General features: G+C 40.7%; 20 protein-coding genes. 17 read left to right on the top strand and 3 right to left on the bottom strand.

The window, feature by feature from the left end; all coding sequences use genetic code 11:
- Positions 1–20: 20 nt before the first annotated feature.
- Together VR862_RS03065 and VR862_RS03060 are read left to right on the top strand one after the other, a co-directional pair.
- On the top strand, positions 21–3,125 hold the full coding sequence (locus VR862_RS03065; protein WP_324719473.1) for a PAS domain S-box protein: 3,105 nt from the start codon (positions 21–23) through the stop codon (positions 3,123–3,125).
- Positions 3,097–3,519 (top strand): response regulator, encoded by a 423-nt coding sequence (locus VR862_RS03060; protein WP_324719472.1) that lies wholly within the window; start codon positions 3,097–3,099, stop codon positions 3,517–3,519. Before VR862_RS03065 ends, VR862_RS03060 begins: the two co-directional genes overlap by 29 nt.
- 474 nt (positions 3,520–3,993) lie before the next feature.
- Here the strand turns inward: VR862_RS03060 and VR862_RS03055 are convergent, their stop codons facing one another.
- The 3 genes from VR862_RS03055 to VR862_RS03045 form a co-directional block, all read right to left on the bottom strand.
- Positions 3,994–6,036: a hybrid sensor histidine kinase/response regulator gene (locus tag VR862_RS03055; RefSeq protein ID WP_324719471.1), complete on the bottom strand. Its 2,043-nt coding sequence runs from the start codon at positions 6,034–6,036 to the stop codon at positions 3,994–3,996.
- A 151-nt stretch (positions 6,037–6,187) separates the two neighbouring features.
- The gene (locus VR862_RS03050; RefSeq protein WP_324719470.1) at positions 6,188–7,099 is read right to left on the bottom strand and encodes a bifunctional metallophosphatase/5'-nucleotidase; all 912 of its coding nucleotides are present in this window, start codon (positions 7,097–7,099) and stop codon (positions 6,188–6,190) included.
- Entirely contained in the window at positions 7,099–7,851 is a 753-nt protein-coding gene (locus VR862_RS03045) for a 5'-nucleotidase C-terminal domain-containing protein (protein ID WP_324719469.1), read from the bottom strand. The genes VR862_RS03050 and VR862_RS03045 overlap by 1 nt, the downstream gene beginning before the upstream one ends.
- A 179-nt stretch (positions 7,852–8,030) precedes the next feature.
- On the opposite strand from VR862_RS03045, the gene VR862_RS03040 reads away from it, so the two are divergent.
- The 15 genes from VR862_RS03040 to VR862_RS02970 all read left to right on the top strand — a co-directional run bounded on the left by VR862_RS03040 (position 8,031) and on the right by VR862_RS02970 (position 22,135).
- The gene (locus tag VR862_RS03040; protein ID WP_324719468.1) at positions 8,031–8,717 is read left to right on the top strand and encodes a hypothetical protein; all 687 of its coding nucleotides are present in this window, start codon (positions 8,031–8,033) and stop codon (positions 8,715–8,717) included.
- Positions 8,718–8,803: 86 nt separating this feature from the next.
- Entirely contained in the window at positions 8,804–9,502 is a 699-nt protein-coding gene (locus VR862_RS03035) for a hypothetical protein (protein ID WP_324719467.1), read from the top strand.
- Positions 9,503–9,557: 55 nt separating this feature from the next.
- A complete protein-coding gene (locus VR862_RS03030) occupies positions 9,558–10,067 on the top strand; it encodes a DUF6913 domain-containing protein (RefSeq protein ID WP_324719466.1) in 510 nt (169 codons plus the stop codon).
- Entirely contained in the window at positions 10,068–10,940 is an 873-nt protein-coding gene (gene dapA, locus VR862_RS03025; RefSeq protein ID WP_324719465.1) for a 4-hydroxy-tetrahydrodipicolinate synthase, read from the top strand.
- A 105-nt stretch (positions 10,941–11,045) separates the two neighbouring features.
- A complete protein-coding gene (locus tag VR862_RS03020; RefSeq protein ID WP_324719464.1) occupies positions 11,046–11,861 on the top strand; it encodes an outer membrane protein assembly factor BamD in 816 nt (271 codons plus the stop codon).
- A gap of 15 nt (positions 11,862–11,876) precedes the next feature.
- On the top strand, positions 11,877–12,203 hold the full coding sequence (locus tag VR862_RS03015; RefSeq protein WP_416384487.1) for a DNA-directed RNA polymerase subunit omega: 327 nt from the start codon (positions 11,877–11,879) through the stop codon (positions 12,201–12,203).
- A 6-nt stretch (positions 12,204–12,209) separates the two neighbouring features.
- Positions 12,210–13,421, top strand: coding sequence for a bifunctional phosphopantothenoylcysteine decarboxylase/phosphopantothenate--cysteine ligase CoaBC (coaBC, locus tag VR862_RS03010; RefSeq protein WP_324719463.1), 1,212 nt, complete (start codon positions 12,210–12,212; stop codon positions 13,419–13,421).
- Positions 13,414–14,304, top strand: coding sequence for a type IX secretion system protein PorD (gene porD, locus VR862_RS03005; protein ID WP_324719462.1), 891 nt, complete (start codon positions 13,414–13,416; stop codon positions 14,302–14,304). The genes coaBC and porD overlap by 8 nt, the downstream gene beginning before the upstream one ends.
- A 296-nt stretch (positions 14,305–14,600) precedes the next feature.
- Complete coding sequence (gene recN, locus VR862_RS03000; protein ID WP_324719461.1) at positions 14,601–16,253, top strand: DNA repair protein RecN; 1,653 nt, start codon at positions 14,601–14,603, stop codon at positions 16,251–16,253.
- A gap of 48 nt (positions 16,254–16,301) precedes the next feature.
- Positions 16,302–17,126 (top strand): enoyl-ACP reductase FabI, encoded by an 825-nt coding sequence (locus tag VR862_RS02995; RefSeq protein ID WP_324719460.1) that lies wholly within the window; start codon positions 16,302–16,304, stop codon positions 17,124–17,126.
- Between the two features lie 97 nt (positions 17,127–17,223).
- The gene (locus VR862_RS02990; RefSeq protein ID WP_324719459.1) at positions 17,224–18,231 is read left to right on the top strand and encodes a glycosyltransferase family 2 protein; all 1,008 of its coding nucleotides are present in this window, start codon (positions 17,224–17,226) and stop codon (positions 18,229–18,231) included.
- Entirely contained in the window at positions 18,224–19,183 is a 960-nt protein-coding gene (locus VR862_RS02985; RefSeq protein ID WP_324719458.1) for a YbbR-like domain-containing protein, read from the top strand. Before VR862_RS02990 ends, VR862_RS02985 begins: the two co-directional genes overlap by 8 nt.
- Positions 19,180–19,764, top strand: a complete 585-nt coding sequence (gene coaE, locus VR862_RS02980; protein WP_324719457.1) for a dephospho-CoA kinase — start codon at positions 19,180–19,182, stop codon at positions 19,762–19,764. Before VR862_RS02985 ends, coaE begins: the two co-directional genes overlap by 4 nt.
- 73 nt (positions 19,765–19,837) lie before the next feature.
- Complete coding sequence (locus VR862_RS02975; protein WP_324719456.1) at positions 19,838–21,409, top strand: sensor histidine kinase; 1,572 nt, start codon at positions 19,838–19,840, stop codon at positions 21,407–21,409.
- Positions 21,410–21,412: 3 nt separating this feature from the next.
- Positions 21,413–22,135, top strand: a complete 723-nt coding sequence (locus VR862_RS02970) for a response regulator transcription factor (RefSeq protein WP_029037458.1) — start codon at positions 21,413–21,415, stop codon at positions 22,133–22,135.
- Positions 22,136–22,270: the final 135 nt, after the last annotated feature.

Here is a 22,270-nt window from a genome sequence, read left to right as displayed (position 1 = left end):
TATCGATAAAATTATACTGTATGTCGAAGGAATATGTAGAGAACAAACAGAAGATATTGCATTTTACTTCCCGTTTAACTGGCATAGATGAAACTTTACCGCTCTTTCTAAAGGGAGGAGAAATAGCTTTTGAGAGGCTTGTTGTCGATACAATCATAGCTTTTCAGGAGTTAGTACAAGAAGAATTACCAGATGTTGTTCTAATAGATCATACTCCACAATTCAATTACAGCTCTGCAGCTCTGGAAGTCCTGGGAGATCAAAGATTTGATCTCCCTGTTATCCTGCTTATTGATCCCTCTTTGGAAGAAGAAGCTTTGAATTTGTTCAAGCAGGGAGTGGATGATTACATTTTTCTTGACAGGCCGGCCCGCCTTCCAATTTGTATTCGTAAGATCACTAAGAAATATCGGTTTAAAAGAGAGGGAGAGCAGTTAAAAAACAGACTAGTTCAAAATGAAAGAAAATTCAGGAGCCTCATAGAGAATAGTTCAGATGGAATTATTATCCTGAGACCGGATGGTAGCAATTCCTATATTTCACCTTCTGTAGAGAAGATCCTCCATTATACCGAGAAGGAGGCTGGCAAAATCAATTTTTATTCCCTGGTGCATCCTCTGGATCAACAATTAGTTGAAGAAGGTGTTCAGGCCTGTTTTGAGATGCCGGGTTTACCGCTCTTTGGTCTTCCAGTTAGAATAAAAACTCAAAGCGGAAGTTATTGCTGGCTGGAAACAACTTTCACCAATTTAATCAAAGATCCTGCTGTTGGTGGATTAGTCGTTAACTTCCGAGATATATCTCAATATAAGAAAGCAGAATTGGCCATACGGGAAAGCGAGGAAAAATACCGTTCCTTTTTTGAACACAGCCTGGATGGTATTCTCCTAACAGTGACAGACGGGCAGATCCTTGCTGCAAATCCTGCAATCTGCAGGATGCTGGGAATGACCGAGGACGAAATATGCAGAGCAGGGAGATTTGCAATTGTGGACTCCGGCGATGAAAGAGTAGGGAAAGCTATAAAAGAAAGGCGGGCAAAGGGTCATGTAAAGGCAGAGGTTACTTTTATACGTAAGGATGGTAGTAAATTTCCAGTGGAGTTAACTTCATCGGTTTTTCTCACTGCCCATGGTGAAAAAAGAACTTCCATGATCGTTCGCGACCTATCTGAAAAGAAAAAGGCAGAAGAAGAAAAAGAAGCCGTTCTTCAGGAATTAAGGGACAAAAGCATAAAACTTCTTACAGCACAACGCATTGCCAAACTGGGGTATTGGGAAAAGGATCTTAGGAGCGAAGATCTTTACTGGACAGAGGAGGTGTACAGGATTTGGTGTAAAAAAAGAAGCGAATTTTCGCCGTCTATAGATGAATTTATAAAGACCATACATCCTGAAGATCTCGAAAATTTTCTTTCTGAATATACTGCTGCTCTGGCAGGGAGTAAAAATCTTGATGTTCAACACAGAATTATTTTGCCAAATGGAAGTGTAAAATGGGTGCACGAGAGGGGATCTCTTTCTACCAGCCTATCGGGACAAAAAGTATTTAAAGGAACTGTACAGGATATTACAGAAAGTAAAAAAAGTCTTGAAAAGCTGGTGACCAGTGAAGCCAGGGTACGAGGGATACTTAAATCTCAAACCAGTTACCTAATCCGGGTAGATATGGAAGGGAAATACTCCTACTGCAATGATAAGTTTTTGAAGGATTTTGGGTGGCTTTATGAAGGGCAAAATGTAATTGGTCAGGATTCTCTTTCTTCTATTATGGATTATCATCATGAAAGACTGGCAAAAGTATGTGAAAAATGCATTGCTCAACCCGGAGAAGGCTTCCAGGTAGAGCTGGATAAACCGGGCAGGAATAACACTGTAAAAACTACTTTATGGGATGTGGTTTTCTTAAGAGAATCGGGACCTGGGGGGGAAATTCAATGTATGGGAATTGATATTTCGGATAGGGTAAAGGTAGAAAGAGAAAATAGCTTTCAAGCTAACCTTCTGGATAAAATTGGGCAGGCTGTCATAGCAACCGATCCCAAAGGAAAGATCACCTATTGGAACAAGGCTGCTAAAGAAATCTATGGATGGCAGAAAGAAGAGGTGCTGGGAAAAGACATTTTAGAGGTAACACCGTCGAAGGTTACTCTCGAATTGGGAAAAGAAATAATGAAGAGCCTTAAAAAAGGGAAAACCTGGACCGGTGAATATGAGGTTAAGAAAAAAAATGGGATGCAATTTCCTGCTTCAGTTACCACAGTGCCATTTTATAATAATTCCGGAGAGCTGAAAGGATATATAGGTATTTCTTCAGATATAACTGAAAGAAAAATTGCAGAAAATAAGCTACAAACATTGAATAGAAATCTTAGAAAATACACATCAGAACTTGTAGCTGCAAATAAAGGACTGGAGCAGTTTTCTTACATCGTTTCTCATAATCTCAGGGCTCCTGTTGCAAATATTCTAGGATTGGAAAAGCTAATCAATACCGAAGAATATCCGGAACAGATAAAAGAAAGGCTGCTGCAGGAGACATTTTCTAATATTAGAAGATTGGATACTATTGTTACTGATCTTAATGACATCCTACAGGTGAAGATCGACTTACGCGAGAGGAAAGAAATGGTGGATCTGGAGAAACTTATCAGGACTATCAGATCAGGTATAAGGCAGATTATAGAGGGCGAACAGGTAAAGATTCGCACAAATTTTTCTGAGGTGCCTGAGTTAAGGGTGACAAGATCATACCTGCACAGTATTTTTTATAATCTCCTGATGAACAGTATTAAGTATAGACGACCGGATGTCGACCCTGTAATTGAAATTAAGTCTCAAAGAAAAGGGAAAAGAATACAGTTAGAGTTCAGTGATAACGGACTCGGAATTGATCTGGGGAAGAGAGGGAATCAAGTCTTTGGCCTGTATAAAAGATTTCACAGTCATGTACCAGGCAAGGGAATGGGCTTATTTATGGTCAAGACCCAGGTAGAGATAATGGGTGGTAAAATTGAAGTATTTAGTGAAGTAGGAAAAGGCACGAGGTTTTTAATGGAATTTAACGAAGAGAATCAATATGATAAAAAAGAAGACGATGAAGAAGCGGCAGTATCTGTTAGTTGATGATGATCTTACCAGCAACTTGATAAGTGAACTTTTAATCAGGAAAGTTGACCCCGAAGCAAAAATTCTCTCTTACAATATTCCCGAAGAAGCGCTGGCAGATGTTGAAAATATTTGTGTTCCGGAAGAAACAGCTTGTATTTTATTTTTAGATGTGAATATGCCCACCATGACAGGCTGGGATTTTCTCGATGTATTCGAAGAGATCTGCCCTGCAATTCAAAGTCTCATAACAGTTTACATTCTCACTTCGTCAATTGAAGACTTTACTAAGGAGAAGAAGAAATATCCCGGGGTCAAAGGTTTTATCTCAAAGCCGCTAATGCGGGAAAAACTAGAAATGATTATTCAGGAAGTTTCTTGTGAGAATATCTCTGAAAAAGTGGATTTTTAAAGCACCTTTTCCACCATTTGATCATTTCCTGTTAATTATGCCTTGCTAAGGTGAACTACAGGTCTACCATAAGTATAGCTGAAAGAAATATTGTCAAAAGGAGGAAAATTGTAAAAAGAGATCTTTGTTGAAAACACATTCGGTTAAGATTTTCCTGCACTATTTTTTTGATCATGATCAAGTTTTTTAACTAATACATTTTTTAAGTCATAAAAGTCAGCTCAAAAGTAGGGATATGATCTTTAGCTGCTGCTGCCCTTTTCCAGTTTAACCCCAGTTTGACTTTTCATAAACATTTTGTTTTCTGAGAAAATCTCTTTGCAGTCGTACCATTTTCTTCATTATCAGATATTGAACCAATAAAAACTGCGCAAATGTACGCAGGGAGAGGTTGTTGAATCATGATTTTAATCATACAATTTTTAAGAAATTTTTAAAAATGGCTCCTGAAGTGGAGGTATGAGTGAAAAATCCCTAATTGGAGTGATTGGTGTAGTCCTTTATAAGCTTGAGGAAGTGACTTTTATTGATCGGTTTTGTAATGTAGCCATTGCACCCTGCTTCCATCGCCTTTTCCTGTTCACCAGAGAAAGTATAGGCGCTTTGGGCAATTATAGGTACAGCAGTATTGAACTTTCTTATCTCCCGGGTGGCTTCGATGCCATTTATCTCAGGCATTTTTATATCCATTAGTATAAGTGAAATATCAGGATTTTCGCGGGCCATCTCAATCACCTGCCGGCCATCTGTAGCACGAAGAACTTCTATTTCCGGTAGGTTTAACAACTGCTGAATGAAGAGAAAGCTAATATTGTCGTCTTCAGCAACAAGGATCTTTAGGTGCTCTCCTTTGAGTTGTTCCGGAAGCGGCTCAACTTCTTCAGCTGGCTTTACTTCCGCCGGGATATAAGGGATTTTGAAAAAGAAAGTGCTGCCTTTACCTTCTTCAGATTTCAGCCAGATCTTTCCATCAAGTATTTCTACATAGGCTTTGACTATGGCCAGGCCAAGACCAGAGCCTTCATGGGCGCGGGTCATGTTCAAATTCGCCTGAACAAACCTCTCAAAAATGGCTTTTTGACGCTCCACGGGAATACCTATTCCCGAATCTTTAATATAGAATTCTATGAAATTTTCCTTGAGTTCCACGCCTAGTTCCACAACTCCCTTGTTTGTGAACTTCAGGGCATTATTGATCAAGTTAGTGAGAATATTGTCCAGGATGAACTTATCTGTCAAGACATGCTCTTTTCCGGGAGGCAAATCACAATGGAGATGCAGCTCCAAACCCTTTTCTTTTGCCTGCCGGGAAAAGAAATTAAAATAAAAGTTCATTACTTCATTGAGATCCACACTCGTTTGACGCACTTCTATCTGTCTTGTATCGATCTTTGAGATCTCGATAATGTTGTTGATGGTGGTGAGTAGCCGCTTTCCGCTTTTATTTACAATATCAATGTATTTCTCTCTTGAAGTGGGATCGAGATCCGGTTCTTTTAATAAGCTTAAAAATCCAATGATCCCATTCATGGGGGTTCTAATCTCATGAGACATGTTTTGAAGAAATATGGTCTTTAGGCGTTCATTCTCTTCCGCTTTCTCCTTTGCCCTGGTAAGTTGCCTATTGCGTCTCCATAAAGCCCGCGTCTTAAGGTCTACCTGATATTTGAGGAGAAAAGCAAACACCAGGACGATTAGGAGGACCATAAAAAGTACAGCCAGTAACCACAAGAAACGACGGGGTTGAGGAGGTTGCATTACAGAGTCGAGATGCGTTTGCAGGATCATATAATATTCTGACCGGGGATCATTCTTCATCCTGGCGAGCTGGCGATCAAAGCGTCTTATGAGAAGAGGGTCTGTATTTTTCGCAAAGGCCAGATGTAATTCTGAAGGTCGTAGAATGATACCTGTAGAGATTATTTCGTCATCAATATGTTCGGAAAATGAAAAGAACCTGGAAGCAACCAGAAGATCGATCTCACTATTTTTCAAAGCCTCTATAGAGAGAGGATAGTCCTCGTAAGATCTTAAGGTATAGTTCAAGGAGAAATCGTCGTCAAAATCCCCTTTTAGAAGTGCCTCCTGTACCGAACCTGCAAGTACCCCAATGGTCTTTCCGTTCATTTCTTTGACAGTATGAATGGGATTATTTTTTAGGCTGAAGACTTCGAGCCAGGAGGTCAGGACAGGAACTGAGTTTAAACTGAATAATGAATCCCGTTCCCGTGAATAGGCGAGATCGGGGAGCATGTCGATTTCAGCTTCCTGAAGCATAGACATTAGTTCATGCCATTCTCCTATAACATATTTGAGCTCCAGGTTTTCTTCTTCGGCAATTCGCTCAAGAATTTCAATAAAGATTCCGTCAGGCTTGCCTTCCCCGTTCACATAGATCTTAGGAGAATTATTATAGACGCCAATTTTTACTGTTTCCTTTTTCTGAGAATAGATCGTTTCAGATGGAATGGCAAAAAAAAGAAATGAAATAAGATAATATAGTAGTAGTTTCCCCATAAGAAAAGTCTGCAAGTGTTATTAGCAGTAACCGGGGGGAGTAAAATTGCTTACGCAGGTTATTTATCTAAATTACACTAAAACTTTTAGATTTCACAGTAGAAGGAGCAGGAGAAAAGTTTGATAGTGGTTAATTTTTCCTAAATGTCTGTTACACGATAATGGTTGCGCCCCCTGCATTTGTTCGGCCTGAGGCGTCGAGGTAAAAATCAATTCTGCCGAGATTAACACCGGCCCATCCTACCTGATTTATTAAAACTTTTTTGCCCTCTTTGTTCAGTACCACAGTTGGTTCTGGAAGAAAGGTATGCGTGTGGCCGCCAATAATGAGATCAATATCTTTAGTTGCTTTAGCCAGCTTTACATCACTTATTATTTCATTCTTGTATTCATAGCCCAGGTGAGAAAGACAGATCACCAGGTCGCACTTTTCAGTTTCTTTGAGCTTGCGTACAGTATCTGATGCAATTTCAATTGGGTCAAGATACACTGTTTCTTTATAAAGCCTTTTAGTTACCAACCCTTCAAGTTCAATTCCCAATCCAAATACTCCAATGCGAATTCCGTTTTTTACAAAAACCTGATAAGGCTTTACCCGTCCCTCAAGAACCGTATTTTCAAAGTTGTAATTTGCACTCACAAAAGGAAACTCAGCATGTGGCAATTGAGCAAGGAGACCTTCTATTCCATTGTCAAAATCGTGATTCCCAATTGTTGCCGCATCGTAGCCCATCTTGCTCATCAATTTGAATTCCAGTTCCCCTCCGTAAAAATTGAAGTAAGGAGTTCCCTGGAAAATATCTCCGGCATCAAGTAGTAAGGTATGAGGATTTTCCTGTTTAATTTGTTGTATGAGGGTGTATCTTCTCGCTACACCTCCCATTCCCGGGAATAAGGCATGATCTGGTTCAAATGGCTCTATGTGGCTATGAACGTCGTTGGTGTGCAAAATAGTAATATGCTTCAGTTCCTTTGCGGAGGTAAAGGACATGAGTCCCAGGCTACCTGCGCCAGCTAGTGCACCTGCGGCTGCAGTTTTTTTAATAAAGGATCTTCTTTTCATTATTTTAATCGAATAAAACGTTCATCTCTCAATGGAGCAATAGTATCCCTGCTCTCGAAATAATCAATTAAGAGGTTCCTTATTTTGTAATCCAGATAAGTAACTTCTTCCGCGTTTGCAAAAAAGACCATATTATCCCCACCCTGCAGGAGGTAATCATTTGTCGCTACAAAATAAGATTTGTCATCCTGCAAGGGTTCTCCCTGGATTAGAACTTTAGATATGCTATTGTCTTTGTCCAGTTGTAATTCGATCCCTGCCACAGGATGAGGGCTGCCCGAATCGATCAAATATCTTATCATCTGCCTTACATCTTCTGCACTAAACTTTGCCACTACTACTTCGTTTTCAAAAGGCATGACTTCAAAAGCCGTCCTGGTGGTAATATTGCCTTTGCTTATTGATGATCTTATCCCACCGAAATTGAGTAGTACGATATCAATATCTTTTCCGGTCCTTTGATTAAAGATAGGATTGGAAAGTTCCATCAAAGCATCGGCCATTAGATTTCCAATTGGGGTATTGAGCTCTCCATCGTTTTTGGTAAGATCATACGGAACATATGCGAGCACTTGTTCCATTTCCCGATCTATATGATCCTTATAAGGCTCAATAAATGCTTCCAGAGAATCATCTGCTGTTATGGTTGGTGCTATTTCAAGCTGTTTACCTTCAATGCGGGTAGGAGTGTAGCCGCTGCTGAACTTACAGGAGCTAAAAAGAATAGATAAAATAACAACGTAATATTTCATTTTTTAAAGAGGTTGAAGACAAAGCTAAAGTTTTATTTTATGATGTGGTAGTTGATTGGTTTTCTTAAATAATTGACGGCTTTTCCTACTTTTTCTTATCAGTTGGTAATCTTAACATAAAAATGTTTTATTTTCCCTGCAGAAAATTAGAAAAAACTCAGTTTACTAGCCATCAAAAATTGAAGACAAGTCAAAAAGTTCTGGTGCTTTTCATTCTCCTGGGAATACTTTTCATGGTAGGTTCCATTTTTGATATTGACCTGCTGGAGCTCGTCTCGACAGTTTTTCTCATTCCTGTACTCATCCTGTACTATAGGTATAAAGCCAAAAAATGGTTTCTACCCATGGTCATTGCTCTCTTGTTTTTTTACATAAGGGACCTGTTTATGATCAATGGTTTTAGCAACAACGCCGGACCAATTCTGTTATTTTTTGGCGGTGGTCTTCTTATTCTATATATCTATGCCCTTACAAGCTTTCAAAAAGCCACGGCGCATCCGGTTGAGATCTTTTCTCTAATTATTATGTATGGCTTTTTAGGTTTCCTGTTCTACACAATCGCCGAACTAGTGCCACAGGTAATACCTTCCTATAAGGTCCTTACATACATTTACCTCCTTGTCCTTACCCTTTTGCTCGCCATAACCTTTACGCAATACCTTCTCAAATCACATTATGCATCATTATGGCTCATGTTAGCTTCTGCTTCTTTATTGGTGTCTGAATTTTCCCTGTTTTTCAGGTTATATGTGATTTCAGATATCAGCGTAACCATCTTCTACCCCTTTTTCCACGTCATCGCATTCTATGCTATGGTGGAGCATGCGCTTCACCGAAGGAGAAGCCGAAATTTGCCCGGCTTCTAAATACGCCGCTGCCCATTTTCTTAAATCTTTTGGCATATCGGCTTTATTATCATAAAATTTTTATATTGCCGGTAATTTCTAACTCCATGAAACAGAAGGTTGTTCTTTCTTCCCTGGCTATCACAGCAATGCTAGTGAATGTCTTAGGAATTGTTCAGGAAGACTTTCTACTGAGAAAAACCGGAGAAATTCTTTTCTTTCTGCCTTTAATCCTTTACTACTTAAGGAAGATTCCCTTTAAAAATTTCAATTTTTTGATGTTTCTGGGAATGGCTTTGGCTGCCACCATCATTTCGTATTTCGAGAAAACATGGTACTTTGAGGAGGCTAAACTGGGGCTTTGGCTTGTAGGCTATATTTTTCTTGCCCGGGAAGCCATTAAACATACAGCATATGAAAAAGGCAACCGGTTTACGAACCTTTATTTTGTTGGTGTAATTGCAGTTTATGTTTACCTCTTGTGGGTCCATGTGATTGAGATCGAGCGAAATGTTGGAAGCAATCTGGTCTTTTCATTATACATTCTCTATTATTTGAACATTCTTTTCATTGCCATTGCAGCGCTTGTTTTTTATCTCAATTCGTTCTCCAAAAAATCGGTTTTCTTTATCTGTCTTACGCTCTCCTTTATTTTTTCGGATGTTTTAAGGGATATGGAAGTATTCTATTTTAGAGATGTTAGTGTCGAGATCGTGGGAACCCTTATAAAATTTGCAGCATTGAAGCTGGTTTTCCTGTTCTTTATTACCCCCGAAAAAAAATTGAGGCTACTCCATCTTGTCTAGTGAGATTAGCCATCTTTCCTGCTTGTACTAATACATTAATTCCTAATTTTGTTCCGTGAAAATTGAGGATATAAAGATTGCTTTTGCCCGAAAGAAATTTCAGGGTTCTGCCCCAGCTGTTACTGAAGGCAGACTTAAAAAAATGGGAATTATTCTTGAAGCAGGAAACGATGATCTTTTACATCCTTTTTTAGAGCTGATGGAAGACCTGAAACTTTCCGAAGAGGATATTCAGATTATAATTTGTAGAAAAGCAGGTGTTAAAAATGACCTTTTTGAATACCCATCTATTTCGATAAAAGACCTGAGTTGGAAAGGAAATATTTCTGAAGAGGCTTTAGCATTTTTAAGTTCGTCCTATGAGGTGCTTATTTCTTTCACTGCTGAAGGAAATAAACTGGCCGACTTTCTCGTTGAGGTAGGCCGGGCAGATCTTAAGGCAGGTAGAAAAAAAGCAGACAAAAATGCCATTTTTGACCTGAATATTTCCGCAGAGCTTTCAGAGCCGGAAGTTTTCACAAGAGAATTAAAAAAATATATACCAATATTAAAATACAGCAATTAAATGAACAAATTTGTTGGAACCGGAGTAGCCCTTATCACCCCTTTTAAAGATGATCTTTCTGTAGATGTTGAAGCTTTAAAGAAGCTGGTGAACTACCAGATAGAGAACGGGATCGATTACATGGTGGTGCTGGGGACTACCGGTGAGAGTGCAACACTTACCAGCCAGGAAAAACAGCTGGTAATAGACACCATAGTTTCTGAAAATAATGGCCGACTTCCATTAGTTCTTGGAATAGGTGGTAATAATACTGCAAAAGTCTGCGAGGAGGTGAAGCATACAGACCTTTCGGCTTTTGACGCAGTACTTTCTGTATCTCCCTATTATAACAAGCCGTCCCAGGAAGGGATTTTTCAGCATTACAAAGCGGTTGCTGCTGCATCACCTAAACCTATCATCATGTACAATGTTCCGGGGAGGACCGGGTCAAACATGCTTCCGGAAACAGTCAAAAGACTATCTCAGGTAGAGAATATCATCGGGATCAAAGAAGCTGCAGGGGACATTGTGCAGGCGATGAAGGTAATCGATGCAGTACCAAATGACTTCCTTGTGATCTCGGGAGATGATATGATCACTTTGCCTATGGTTCTTGCCGGCGGGCATGGAGTGATTTCGGTTATTGCTCAAGGTCTTCCAGCCGAGTTCTCCAAAATGGTAAGACTCGGCCTTGAAAGGAAGGTGGATGAGGCTTATAGACTACATTACAAGGTGGCACCTTCCATAGATCTTATTTTTGCTGAAGGGAATCCTGTCGGAATAAAAGCTCTGCTTAAAAAGAAAGGTATTGTAAAGAACAACCTGCGTTTACCGCTGGTTCCTTCAACTGAAAATCTGACTCAGAAGATAGATGCTTTTGTAGATAATTTTTAGCAGGGAGCCTATAGCACACCTCGATTTTCAGCTGAAATCCGGCTGAAACTAAAGTTTTTATAATAAGGCAGAAAAGAGTATTTTTGCCAGATGTTAAAATTCAGAATGAAGAAAATCATCTTTTTTTTAAGTGTAGCTTTACTTTTGACCTCCTGTGGTGAATATCAGAAAGTTCTAAAGAGTAAGGATACCAGTCTAAAATACACAACTGCAGAGACTCTTTATAACGAAGCCAAAGCAGGCGAAGGAAACAGCCGAAGGAAATTCAGGAAAGCTTTGAGGATCTTTGAACAGCTGGTGCCCGAATTCAGGGGTAAACCTCAGGGACAAAAACTCATGTTCCTTTTTGCAGACACTTACTATGAATTGAATGATTATTTCCTTGCCGGATATCAGTTTGAAAGGTTTGTAGAAACCTATCCCGAAAGTGAAAAGATCGAGGAAGCCGCTTTTAAAGGAGCAAAAAGTTATTATTTCCTGTCACCACCTTATTATCTTGATCAAACAGAAACCGAAAAAGGAATCAGTAAATTACAGGCATTCATCAACCGTTTTCCTGAAAGTGACAGAATGGATGAGGCTAACGAACTGGTTACCGAGCTTAGGGTAAAGCTGGAAAAGAAGGCATACGAGATCGCTAAACAGTATCATCACACCGAAAGTTACATAGCGGCCATTACTGCTTTCGATAACTTCATTACAGAATATCCCGGTTCCCCTTTTAGAGAAAAGGCGCTGTACTACAGGTTTGAATCGGCTTATTTATATGCCATCAACAGTTATGCCTACGCGATGCCGGAAAGACTGGCAACAGCAAGAGAATATTATGAAGATTACAAGCGATATTATCCACAGGGCGAATTCATTGCCCTGGCAGATGCTGCTTTAAAAGATATTGAAACAAAAGAACAACAATTATAAATCTGAGACGAGAATATGATAGATCTAAAGAAGACAGATGCTCCGGTAAACACAACGACTCTTGATAAGAACAAGATCGATGCTTCTACCAATAACATTTATGAGGCGATCTCAATTATCTCAAAAAGAGCTACGCAAATAAACTCTGAGATCAAGAAAGAACTTCTTGAAAAGCTTGACGAATTTGCTACTTACAACGACAGCCTTGATGAGATCTTTGAAAACAAGGAGCAGATAGAAGTTTCCAAGTTCTATGAAAAATTGCCAAAGCCGCATGCTTTAGCAGTTCAGGAATGGCTGGATGACAAAATCTACCATCGCAATACTAAAAGCGAAGAATAAAAATATATGTCTGTATTAAGCGGCAAAAAGATACTTCTCGGCGTTACCGCGGGTATTGCCGCTTATAAAACAGCATTTTTGGTCCGGCTCTTTATTAAAGCCGGTGCGCAGGTAAAAGTAATTATGACCCCTGCGGCCAAAGAATTTGTTACACCACTTACCTTATCCACCCTTTCTAAGAATGAGGTGGTTTCTTCTTTTACGAAGGAAGAAGACCATGGCAACCAATGGAACAACCATGTGGAACTGGGGCTATGGGCAGACTATATGATCATTGCTCCTGCCACCGCCAATACCCTTTCCAAAATGGCAGGCGGTCACAGCGATAATTTTCTCATGGCTACATATCTATCTGCTAAATGTCCTGTTTTCTTTGCTCCGGCAATGGATCTGGACATGTATAAACATCCTTCAACAAAAGAGAATTTTGCGAAGCTTATCTCTTTTGGAAATGTAATGATCCCTGCTACATCAGGGGAACTTGCCAGCGGATTAACAGGAGAGGGCCGCATGGCAGAACCTGAAGATATTGTCGCTTTTATTGAGGATCATCTGATAAAGGATCTTCCGCTTTACAATAAAAAAGTTCTCATAACCGCAGGTCCTACATACGAAGCGATTGACCCCGTGCGTTTTATAGGTAACCACTCGAGCGGAAAAATGGGCTTTGAGTTGGCGGCTGCTGCACATGATGCGGGAGCCGATGTTATCCTGATATCAGGTCCCACGCATTTAGAAAAGCCGCGGGAAAGAATAAAGCTGGTCAGAGTTCAGAGTGCAAGGGAAATGTTTGAAGCAGCGACAAAAGCATTTCCGGAAGTGGATATTGCTATTGCATCGGCTGCAGTTAGTGATTACCGGCCAAAGATCTCTGCAGATCAAAAGATCAAGAAAACCGGGGAGACCATGCAACTGGAGTTGGTGAAAAATCCCGATATACTGGCTGCTCTTGGAGAGGCAAAGAAAGATCAGCTTCTGGTAGGTTTTGCACTGGAAACGGAAAATGAAGAAGAGAATGCAGCCGGAAAGCTAAAAAGAAAGAACCTTGATTTTATAGTGCTCAATTCTCTGAATGACAAAGGTGCCGGATTCAAATCCAATACCAACAAGATCAAGATCCTGTTCCGAAATGGTGCAGGAAAGAATTTTGACCTGAAGACAAAGAAAGAGGTTGCTGCAGATATCCTGAATGAAATAATCATTTTAAGCAATGCGTAAAACCTTGTTGTTAATATTGATGCTTGGCTTCAACCTAAGCCTGGCTGCACAGGAGCTTAACTGTCAGGTTGTTGTAAATTCCGAACAAACAGGGCAGGCGAATAACTCTGTCTTTAAAACACTTCAAAATTCACTTACCGAATTTGTCAATCAAACACGCTGGACCAACAGGGAATTCCTTCCGCAGGAGCGTATCAATTGCAGCATCTTCATTAATATCAACAGTTTTGACGGCAACAGCTTTGGCGGAACTATTCAAATTCAGTCTTCCAGGCCTGTTTTTGGTTCTACCATGGTTACTCCGGTGTTGAATTTTAATGATGAGCAATTTGCCTTTGAATATACCGAATATCAGCCTTTGGAATTTAGTCCAAACCAGTTCAACTCCAATCTGGTTTCTGTGATAAGCTTCTATGTTTATACTATTTTAGGTCTGGATGCCGATACTTTTAGTGAACAGGGAGGAACTTCATATTACCAAACTGCCAACCAAATAGTGGGTACAGCACAGCAGAGTTCTTACAGCGGTTGGAAAGGAACAGACGGAAATCGCTCCCGATATCAACTTAATGCCGATCTGCTTTCCAATACCTATTCCGGATATCGCAATGCTCTTTATACCTATCATCGCCAGGGGTTGGACGTAATGCACATGTCGCCGGAAGAAGGAAAAGAAGCAATTGCAGCTTCTATTATCGACTTACAGCGAATGAACAGCCGCCGACCCAATTCCCTGTTGCTAAGAACCTTTTTTGACGCCAAAGCCGATGAGGTAGAACAGGTCTTTAGTGGCGGTCCTTCAGTGAATATCCGGGAGGTGGTCGATGCTCTTAACACGATGGCACCCAACTACAATGAAAAGTGGGGGAATATTAGGTATTAGTGGTCAGTGGTCAGAGATCAGTGGTCAGAGGGGCAGGAAGAGAAGAGGAAAGAATCAAGAGCCAGAGTCAAGACTATTTTAGTTCAATAGAATCTGCGTAAATCTCCGAGATCTGCGGGAAACAATTTTGTGCTTATAGTTCCTTCATAGAAATTTTAATTCTGAATTCTGAATCCCCTATGGAATTTGCTGCTTCTAATTTGGTGCTTCAATTCCCATTCTTTTAAATTTGCTCTCTATTAATTGCTTTAGGTCAACGGTAATTTCTCTTATCTTTAACCCAAATTTGTAACCTCTTGCTTACAAACCTTTCTATAAAAAATTACGCCCTTATTGAAGATATACAGATGGATCTTCGAAGTGGCTTTACCATAATTACAGGGGAAACCGGCGCGGGAAAATCCATTATGCTGGGTGCGCTTTCTTTGCTGTTGGGCAAACGAGCCGACCTTAGCGCCATACGCAATGCAGAAAAGAAATGTGTTATTGAAGGCACCTTCAGCATTTCGTCTTATGATCTTAAATCCCTTTTTGCTGCCGAAGATCTGGATTATGAACCTCAAACCATTATTAGGAGGGAAATACTGCCTTCGGGAAAAAGCCGGGCCTTCATAAATGATACTCCGGCGAATCTTTCCTCGCTTCAGGTACTTGGGGAGAGACTGCTGGATATTCACAGTCAGCATGAGACCTTGAGTTTGGGTGATAACAATTATCAGTTTCTGGTGATCGACTCTTTGGCCGGCAATGAATTAAAGTTGAAGGAATATCAGAAAGAACTTCAGCAGCTTAAAAAGCTTCAAAAGGATCTTCAGCAATTAAGAGAAGAGCAGGCGCAGGCCACAAAGGAATACGATTACAACCTCTTTTTGCTCACCGAACTGCAACAGGCAAAACTGGAGCCGGGAATGCAGGAAGAACTGGAGGAACGATATGAGGAGCTGAGCAATGTAGAGCAGCTCACCGAGCAGCTGGGAGGCGCTATTAATAATATTCAGCAGGAGGAGATTGGCGCAGCCGCTTCCCTGAGGGAGGCGAAGAACAATCTTCAAAAGATCTCCGGAATTTCAAATCAATATCATCAACTATTTGGGCGGCTGCAAAGCGTCAATATCGAACTTGACGATATCGCTACAGAACTCGAATCGGCTTTGGATAAGGTGGAGGCGAATCCGGCGGAACTGGAGCAGGTGAATGCCAAACTTCAGGTATTGTATAACCTTCAGAAGAAGCACGCAGTTGCTACTGTGGAGGAATTGAGGGAAATCCAGGAGGAGTTGGCGAAGAAAGTGGCGGTTTCAGAAAATGCCGATGAAGAAATAACGCGTTTAGAAAAAGTCATTTTTGAGAAGAAAGAAGAGCTGCACAAAATAGCTTCAGAAATTCATACCTCCCGAAAAAGCATTATTCCGAAGTTCATTCAGGAAGTGGAGACGATCCTGGACGACCTGGGAATGCCAAACGCAACTTTGAAGATCCAGCTGGAGCAGCAGAAGGAATTTTATGCCAACGGGCAGGATAAGCTCACCTGGTTACTGGCTGCCAATAAAGGCGGCGCTTACAACGACATAAAGAAAGCAGCATCGGGCGGGGAATTGTCCAGAATAATGTTGGCTGTAAAAAGCATTTTAGCCACCTACAGTCAACTGCCCACTATTATTTTTGATGAGATCGACACCGGAGTTTCAGGGGACATCGCGCAGAAAATGGCCGGTATCCTTCAGAAAATGGGAAAAAACATGCAGGTTATTGCCATTACTCACCTTCCGCAGATCGCCGGAAAAGGGGACAGGCATTTCAAGATTTTCAAAGAAGATGCCGCCCACAGCACGATAACCAATATCAAGGAATTGAATGGCGAAGATCGCATTGAGGAGCTGGCAATGATGTTGGGCGGTAAAAACATTAGTGAATCTGCCGTGGCACATGCCAAAGCGCTTCTGAATTAAAAGATGTTTATTATATTTACCCGCTTAACAACACTATAAAACCAAACCATGTCATATAATCTACTAAAAGGAAAAAAAGGGATCATTTTTGGAGCCCTTGATGAGAATTCTATCGCCTGGAAAACAGCATTGAGAGTGCATGAAGAGGGAGGGCAATTTGTTCTTACCAATGCACCCATCGCCATGAGAATGGGGAATATTAAGGAACTTGCTGAAAAAACAAATGCAGAGATCATTCCTGCAGATGCTACAAGCGTGGAGGACCTGGACAACCTCGTAGATAAGGCCATGGAGATCCTTGGTGGAAAACTAGATTTCGTGCTACATTCAATCGGAATGTCTGTTAACGTGCGAAAAGGCAATCACTACACTAACCAGAATTACGACTTCACGACCAAAGGTTGGGACGTTTCGGCGGTTTCTTTTCACAAGACTATGCAGAGCCTTTACAAGAAAGACGCTATGAACGAGTGGGGTAGCATTATGGCGCTTTCATACATCGCTGCACAAAAAGTTTTCCCGGATTATAATGATATGGCCGATAATAAGGCGTATTTGGAATCAATTGCCCGCAGTTTCGGGTATTTTTTCGGAAAAGAGAAAAAAGTAAGAGTAAATACCATTTCCCAATCGCCAACGCCTACTACTGCGGGTACAGGTGTGAAAGGTTTTGACGGTTTCATCGCTTATGCCGAGGAAATGTCACCTCTTGGAAATGCAACCGGAATGGACTGTGCCAACTACATTGTCACTTTATTCTCGGATCTTACAAAAAGAGTGACTCTGCAAAATCTTTACAACGACGGTGGCTTCTCCAACATGGGAGTGAGTCAGCAGGTGATGGAAGCTTTTGTTAAGAGCAAAGGAGAGTAGCTAATTCAAATATCTATAGACAAGAGGTCTCAAAAATGACATTTTTGAGGCCTCTTATTTTTGGTGCTTGTCCCTCATTCTTTAATACATTTGTGTCATGGAGCTCTCTTTCTCATTTATCATTCCTGTTTACAACCGTCCTGCCGAAATCAGGGAGCTGCTTGAAACCATGCTGCATCTTACTTATGACAAGGCTTTTGAAGTGGTAATTGTCGAAGATGGTTCTACAATTTCTTCGGAAGAAGTTGTAAAGGATTTTGAAGGGCGCCTGAAGATTTGTTATTTTAAAAAGCCGAATTCCGGTCCCGGAGATTCCCGCAACTTCGGAATGAGGAAAGCTTCCGGAAATTATTTTTTGATCCTGGATTCAGATGTGCTTTTACCACCTCAGTATTTAGCTGAAGTAGAGGAGGAGCTCAACAAGGCTTACGTTCATTGCTTCGGTGGTCCCGATGCTGCCCATGAGGATTTCAGCGATCTGCAAAAGGCGATCAACTACGCCATGACCTCTTTCCTCACCACCGGCGGAATTAGAGGGGGAAAGAAAAGGCTGGGGAAATTTCAGCCGCGCAGCTTCAACATGGGGCTTTCAAAAAAGGCCTTTGAAGTCAGCGGTGGCTTTGGAAGAATTCATCCCGGGGAAGATCCCGATCTTGCACTAAGGCTTCAAAAAATGCAATTTACGACACGCTTATTTCCTGAAGCCTTTGTCTTCCACAAACGAAGGATCGACTGGAGGAAATTCTATCAACAGGTCAGGAAATTTGGATTGGTTAGGCCTATCCTTAATAAGTGGCATCCTTATTCGGCTAAGATCACTTACTGGTTTCCCACGCTTTTTAGTATTGGACTAATACTCGCTGTTGTTTTTGCCATTTTTGGAGGGTATTGGTTGCTTTGGTTGTATGGAGCCTATTTCTTTATATTGTTTCTGCACTCACTTTATCTCCACAAAAATTTCAAGATCGCAGTGCTGTCTATTGGGGCTGCACTCATTCAGTTTTTAGGATACGGGTTTGGTTTCTGCAAGTCAACCTGCTATCTTAGACTGTTGAACAAGGATCCCGAGGAAAGGTTCCCCAAGCTATTCTTCAAACATGCTTAAAAGATTCAAATCTGTCACCAAAACCCGGTTTAGAAAAACCGATTTCAATTCATTCCTGTTCTTTCTTTTTTTTGCTGTAGTGATCTGGATCTTTGTGCAGTTTTCAAAACAGTACAATGAAGTGCTTGATATTCCGGTGAAATATGCCAATGTTCCGCCAGATAAGTTGCTGTTGGACGATACACCTCAAGACATTCAGCTTAGAATGCAGGAGAATGGTTTCAGGATTGCCTGGTTTTCACTTTTTCCGCCTACGCTCACCATTGATCTTTCCAAGGCTTATGTGGAAAATGGTTCACTCGTATATGTTATAGATGAAAATAGGACTGAGATACAATCACAACTGGAGATCGATTTTGACGATAATCAATTTGTGAGGGATGCACTGGTTCTTGATTATGAACAGAAACAGGAAAAAAAGCTTCCTGTAAAGTCACAGGTTGAAATAGAATATGCCGTTGGATACTCGGCCGTTGAAGAACTTTCTATTGAACCCGACTCCATAAGAGTGAGTGGTCCCGATAATATCCTTGATACACTATCGGGTTTGCAAACATTTCCGTTGAAACTTTCAAAAGTAAAGTCAGATCAAAGCGGATTTGTTTTATTGGATACCACTTCCCTTCCCAATGTTACCTTTTATCGCAACAGAGTCAAATACTCGGTCGATGTAGAAAAATTTACAGAAGGAAAAGTACAGGTGCCCATTGAGCTCATCAACGTGCCTCAAAATCTCAACGTGATCATTTTTCCCAAGGAGACGGTGCTGTTCTTTCAGGTGAATTTAAAAGACTTCAGTAAAGTAACGGCTTCAGATTTTCGGGTAGTAGCCGATTTTAATAATGTGAGGGGAGAGCAGGACTTTCTTATTCCGGAGGTGATCAAAAAACCCGATTTTACTTCTAATATTCGGCTAAACGAAAAGAAGATCCAGTTTATCATCAAGAAATGAAAGTAGTTGGCCTTACAGGTGGAATTGGGAGTGGAAAAACCACAGTTGCCAAATTTTTCCGGGAACTTGACGTTCCTGTATATATTGCAGATATTGAGGCTAAGAAGCTCATGGAAACCGATGAAAGTATAAGATCGGCAATAATTGAGCTTTTTGGAGAGAAAGCCTATGATGACAACATTCCCAACAGGAAATATATTGCGTCCAGAGTTTTTGAAGACAAGGAAAAACTTGAGCAATTAAATGCTGTAATCCATCCAGCAGTGGCAGATCATTTTGAGATTTGGAAGAGAGAACAACATGCTCCATATGTGGTCTATGAAGCCGCAATTCTTTTTGAAAAAGGAGGCTATAAAAAATGTGATTATAATGTTCTTGTCACAGCTCCATTTGACAGGAGAATTGAAAGACTTCAGAAAAGGGACAATTCTACCCTGGAGGAAATTGAAGCCCGAATGAGCAACCAGTGGAGTGACGACAAGAAGGCAGAACTGGCAGATTTTATAATAGAAAATAAAGAGCTTGATCAGACCCAGCGAGAAGTACGGCAACTGCACGAAATCCTCCTCAAGAGCGCGTAAATACTGGTTTCCTTTTGTTAACTTTTGGTTAAAGCCCTCTTTGGCTAAATGTTAAAATCATACTTTTGAAGATATGAACAAAAAGATATTTTTTCTTTTAGTGGTTCTCATGAGCCTCTCTCTAATAGGAATTATATTTGTTCAGGGGTTTTGGATAAAGAACACAGTTGAGAGCAAAGAAGAGCAGTTTTCTTTTAATGCTAAACAGATACTGCGAAGAGTAGCCAATGAAGTTGAGAACAATGAACTGGAGAACTACTATTTCGCGATGCAGGAGTTGGTTGACAGCCTGGGAGCCAAGGCAGATAGCGCGATGATAAGGCAGATATTTGAGATGCCACGCGATGAGATCTCCAATGATGCTTTTTTTCAGGCAGAGGGAAGGCTAGAGGAGGATTATAAGCTGTCCACGGCTTTTTTGGATGCATCTATAGATACAATTCAGTTTAAAAAGCTGATCAATCGCAAGGTGTCAAAACTGGTGAAGAACGATAGCCTGAATGAAAGTGCCAGGGCTACTTCCAGTAGGATCAACCGCATCTTTAGAATGAAGGATGTCGAGAAAGAATTTATCCGTTCTACCGTGAGCGAATATACGAGCAGGAAGCCCATTCATGAGAGGGTTTCGAAATCTTATTTGGAAGAGTTGATCCAGAATGAACTTCGGAACAGAGGGATGAATACCTCTTTTGAATATGGAGTTTACGGCAATGGATTGGCTACAAAAGTGCGATCGGAGAATTTTGAACTGGATGCCAGGACCACTTACAGGGTACCGCTGTTTACAGCGGGGAATAACAGCAACAACTATCAGCTATTCGTGAATTTTACGGAAAAGAAACAGGTTGTGTTGTCATCCATTACTCTCATGGCGGCTTTATCGATCATTTTTACCCTTATCATTGTGATAGCCTACTCAAGTGCATTATCTCAGTTAATAAGGCAACGGCAGATCTCAGAGATCAAGACTGATTTTATAAACAACATGACCCACGAGTTCAAAACCCCTATTGCTACTATTAATTTAGCGCTGGATGCTATAAAGAATCCGAAGGTGATGAACGATCCTGAAAAAATTGCGCATTATCATCGCATGATAAGAGATGAGAACAAAAGGATGCATGCACAGGTGGAGAATGTACTGCGAATTTCAAGGCTTGAGAAGAATGAACTGGATCTAAAGAAAGAAAGACTTGATCTTCACGAACTAATAGAAGAAGCGATCACTCATGTCGAACTAATCGTAGAAGATAAGGAAGGATATATTCAAACCCACTTTGGAGCATTGAAGTCATCTATTCTGGCTAATCCAACTCACTTTACTAATGTAATAGTGAATATGTTGGACAATGCAGTGAAGTATTCACCAGATCCACCACGTATAGATATTTTTACTGAAAATGTAAAGAACTATATTGTAATGAAAATAAGGGACCAGGGTAGCGGAATGAGTAAACCGGTCCAAAAGAAAATATTTGAAAAATTTTATCGTGAGCATACAGGCGATATTCACAATGTCAAAGGCCACGGCCTTGGCCTTGCCTACGCAAAGCGAATCCTTGATGATCACCACGGCCAAATTAGCGTGGAGAGCGAGAAAGGAAAAGGAAGTACATTTATAATTAAACTACCACTAATATCTTAATTTATGGAAACTGAAAATAAGAAGATTTTACTAGTTGAAGATGACCCGAACTTTGGAACGGTATTAAAAGATTACCTGGCCATGAACGATTATGAGGTCACTCACGCCAAGAATGGAATGGAAGGATTTGAAAAATTCAAAAAAGATGATTTCGATCTTTGTATTCTCGATGTGATGATGCCTTACAAGGACGGTTTTACACTGGCAAAAGAAATAAGGGAAAAGAATGAAGAAATTCCAATCATTTTCCTAACGGCTAAGGCTATGAAGGAGGATGTGCTTAAAGGTTATAAAGTTGGGGCAGATGACTATCTTAACAAGCCTTTTGACAGCGAAGTGTTGCTTATGAAGATCAAAGCTATCATGCAGCGTAAAGCTACAGACAGTGTGGCCGATAGTAAGCAGTTCGAATTCCAGATCGGGGACTTCCACCTCAATTCCAAACTTCGCTTCCTTACCTTTAGAGATGAGGAGCCTTCCAAACTTTCTCCAAAAGAGAATGAATTGTTGCGACTTTTGGCGCTTCACGAAAATGACCTTATGCCAAGAGAGCTTGCGCTAACAAAGATTTGGAGGGACGATAATTACTTTACATCCCGCTCTATGGATGTTTACATTGCCAAGCTGCGTAAGTACCTTAAGAAGGATGAAAACGTAGAGATCCTGAACATACACGGCGAAGGATTCAGGCTGGTGATAAGGAACAAAGAAGAGGCACAGAGTTAGACATACAATTTTCAGTTTCTAATATCGGGCATTGCTGCAGAGTACCTGCAGCAGTGCTGGATATTTGTATGTTAACAATAACTTTTTCGGGGTCTTCGTTTTACTTACTTATATTTGCCGTGTAACCTGCACTAA

It is taken from the genome of Salinimicrobium aquimaris (genome assembly GCF_035607535.1).
Taxonomy (GTDB): domain Bacteria; phylum Bacteroidota; class Bacteroidia; order Flavobacteriales; family Flavobacteriaceae; genus Salinimicrobium.
This window is presented reverse-complemented; position numbering and strand designations above follow the sequence as displayed.

Bases quoted from the DNA above. Each gene is read 5' to 3' on its own strand.
- VR862_RS03065 (WP_324719473.1), top strand. From the start codon at position 21: ATGTCGAAGGAATATGTAGAGAACAAACAGAAGATATTGCATTTTACT.
- VR862_RS03060 (WP_324719472.1), top strand. From the start codon at position 3,097: ATGAAGAAGCGGCAGTATCTGTTAGTTGATGATGATCTTACCAGCAAC.
- VR862_RS03055 (WP_324719471.1), bottom strand. From the start codon at position 6,036: ATGGGGAAACTACTACTATATTATCTTATTTCATTTCTTTTTTTTGCC.
- VR862_RS03050 (WP_324719470.1), bottom strand. From the start codon at position 7,099: ATGAAAAGAAGATCCTTTATTAAAAAAACTGCAGCCGCAGGTGCACTA.
- VR862_RS03045 (WP_324719469.1), bottom strand. From the start codon at position 7,851: ATGAAATATTACGTTGTTATTTTATCTATTCTTTTTAGCTCCTGTAAG.
- VR862_RS03035 (WP_324719467.1), top strand. From the start codon at position 8,804: ATGAAACAGAAGGTTGTTCTTTCTTCCCTGGCTATCACAGCAATGCTA.
- dapA (WP_324719465.1), top strand. From the start codon at position 10,068: ATGAACAAATTTGTTGGAACCGGAGTAGCCCTTATCACCCCTTTTAAA.
- VR862_RS03020 (WP_324719464.1), top strand. From the start codon at position 11,046: ATGAAGAAAATCATCTTTTTTTTAAGTGTAGCTTTACTTTTGACCTCC.
- VR862_RS03015 (WP_416384487.1), top strand. From the start codon at position 11,877: ATGATAGATCTAAAGAAGACAGATGCTCCGGTAAACACAACGACTCTT.
- coaBC (WP_324719463.1), top strand. From the start codon at position 12,210: ATGTCTGTATTAAGCGGCAAAAAGATACTTCTCGGCGTTACCGCGGGT.
- porD (WP_324719462.1), top strand. From the start codon at position 13,414: ATGCGTAAAACCTTGTTGTTAATATTGATGCTTGGCTTCAACCTAAGC.
- VR862_RS02995 (WP_324719460.1), top strand. From the start codon at position 16,302: ATGTCATATAATCTACTAAAAGGAAAAAAAGGGATCATTTTTGGAGCC.
- VR862_RS02990 (WP_324719459.1), top strand. From the start codon at position 17,224: ATGGAGCTCTCTTTCTCATTTATCATTCCTGTTTACAACCGTCCTGCC.
- VR862_RS02985 (WP_324719458.1), top strand. From the start codon at position 18,224: ATGCTTAAAAGATTCAAATCTGTCACCAAAACCCGGTTTAGAAAAACC.
- coaE (WP_324719457.1), top strand. From the start codon at position 19,180: ATGAAAGTAGTTGGCCTTACAGGTGGAATTGGGAGTGGAAAAACCACA.
- VR862_RS02975 (WP_324719456.1), top strand. From the start codon at position 19,838: ATGAACAAAAAGATATTTTTTCTTTTAGTGGTTCTCATGAGCCTCTCT.
- VR862_RS02970 (WP_029037458.1), top strand. From the start codon at position 21,413: ATGGAAACTGAAAATAAGAAGATTTTACTAGTTGAAGATGACCCGAAC.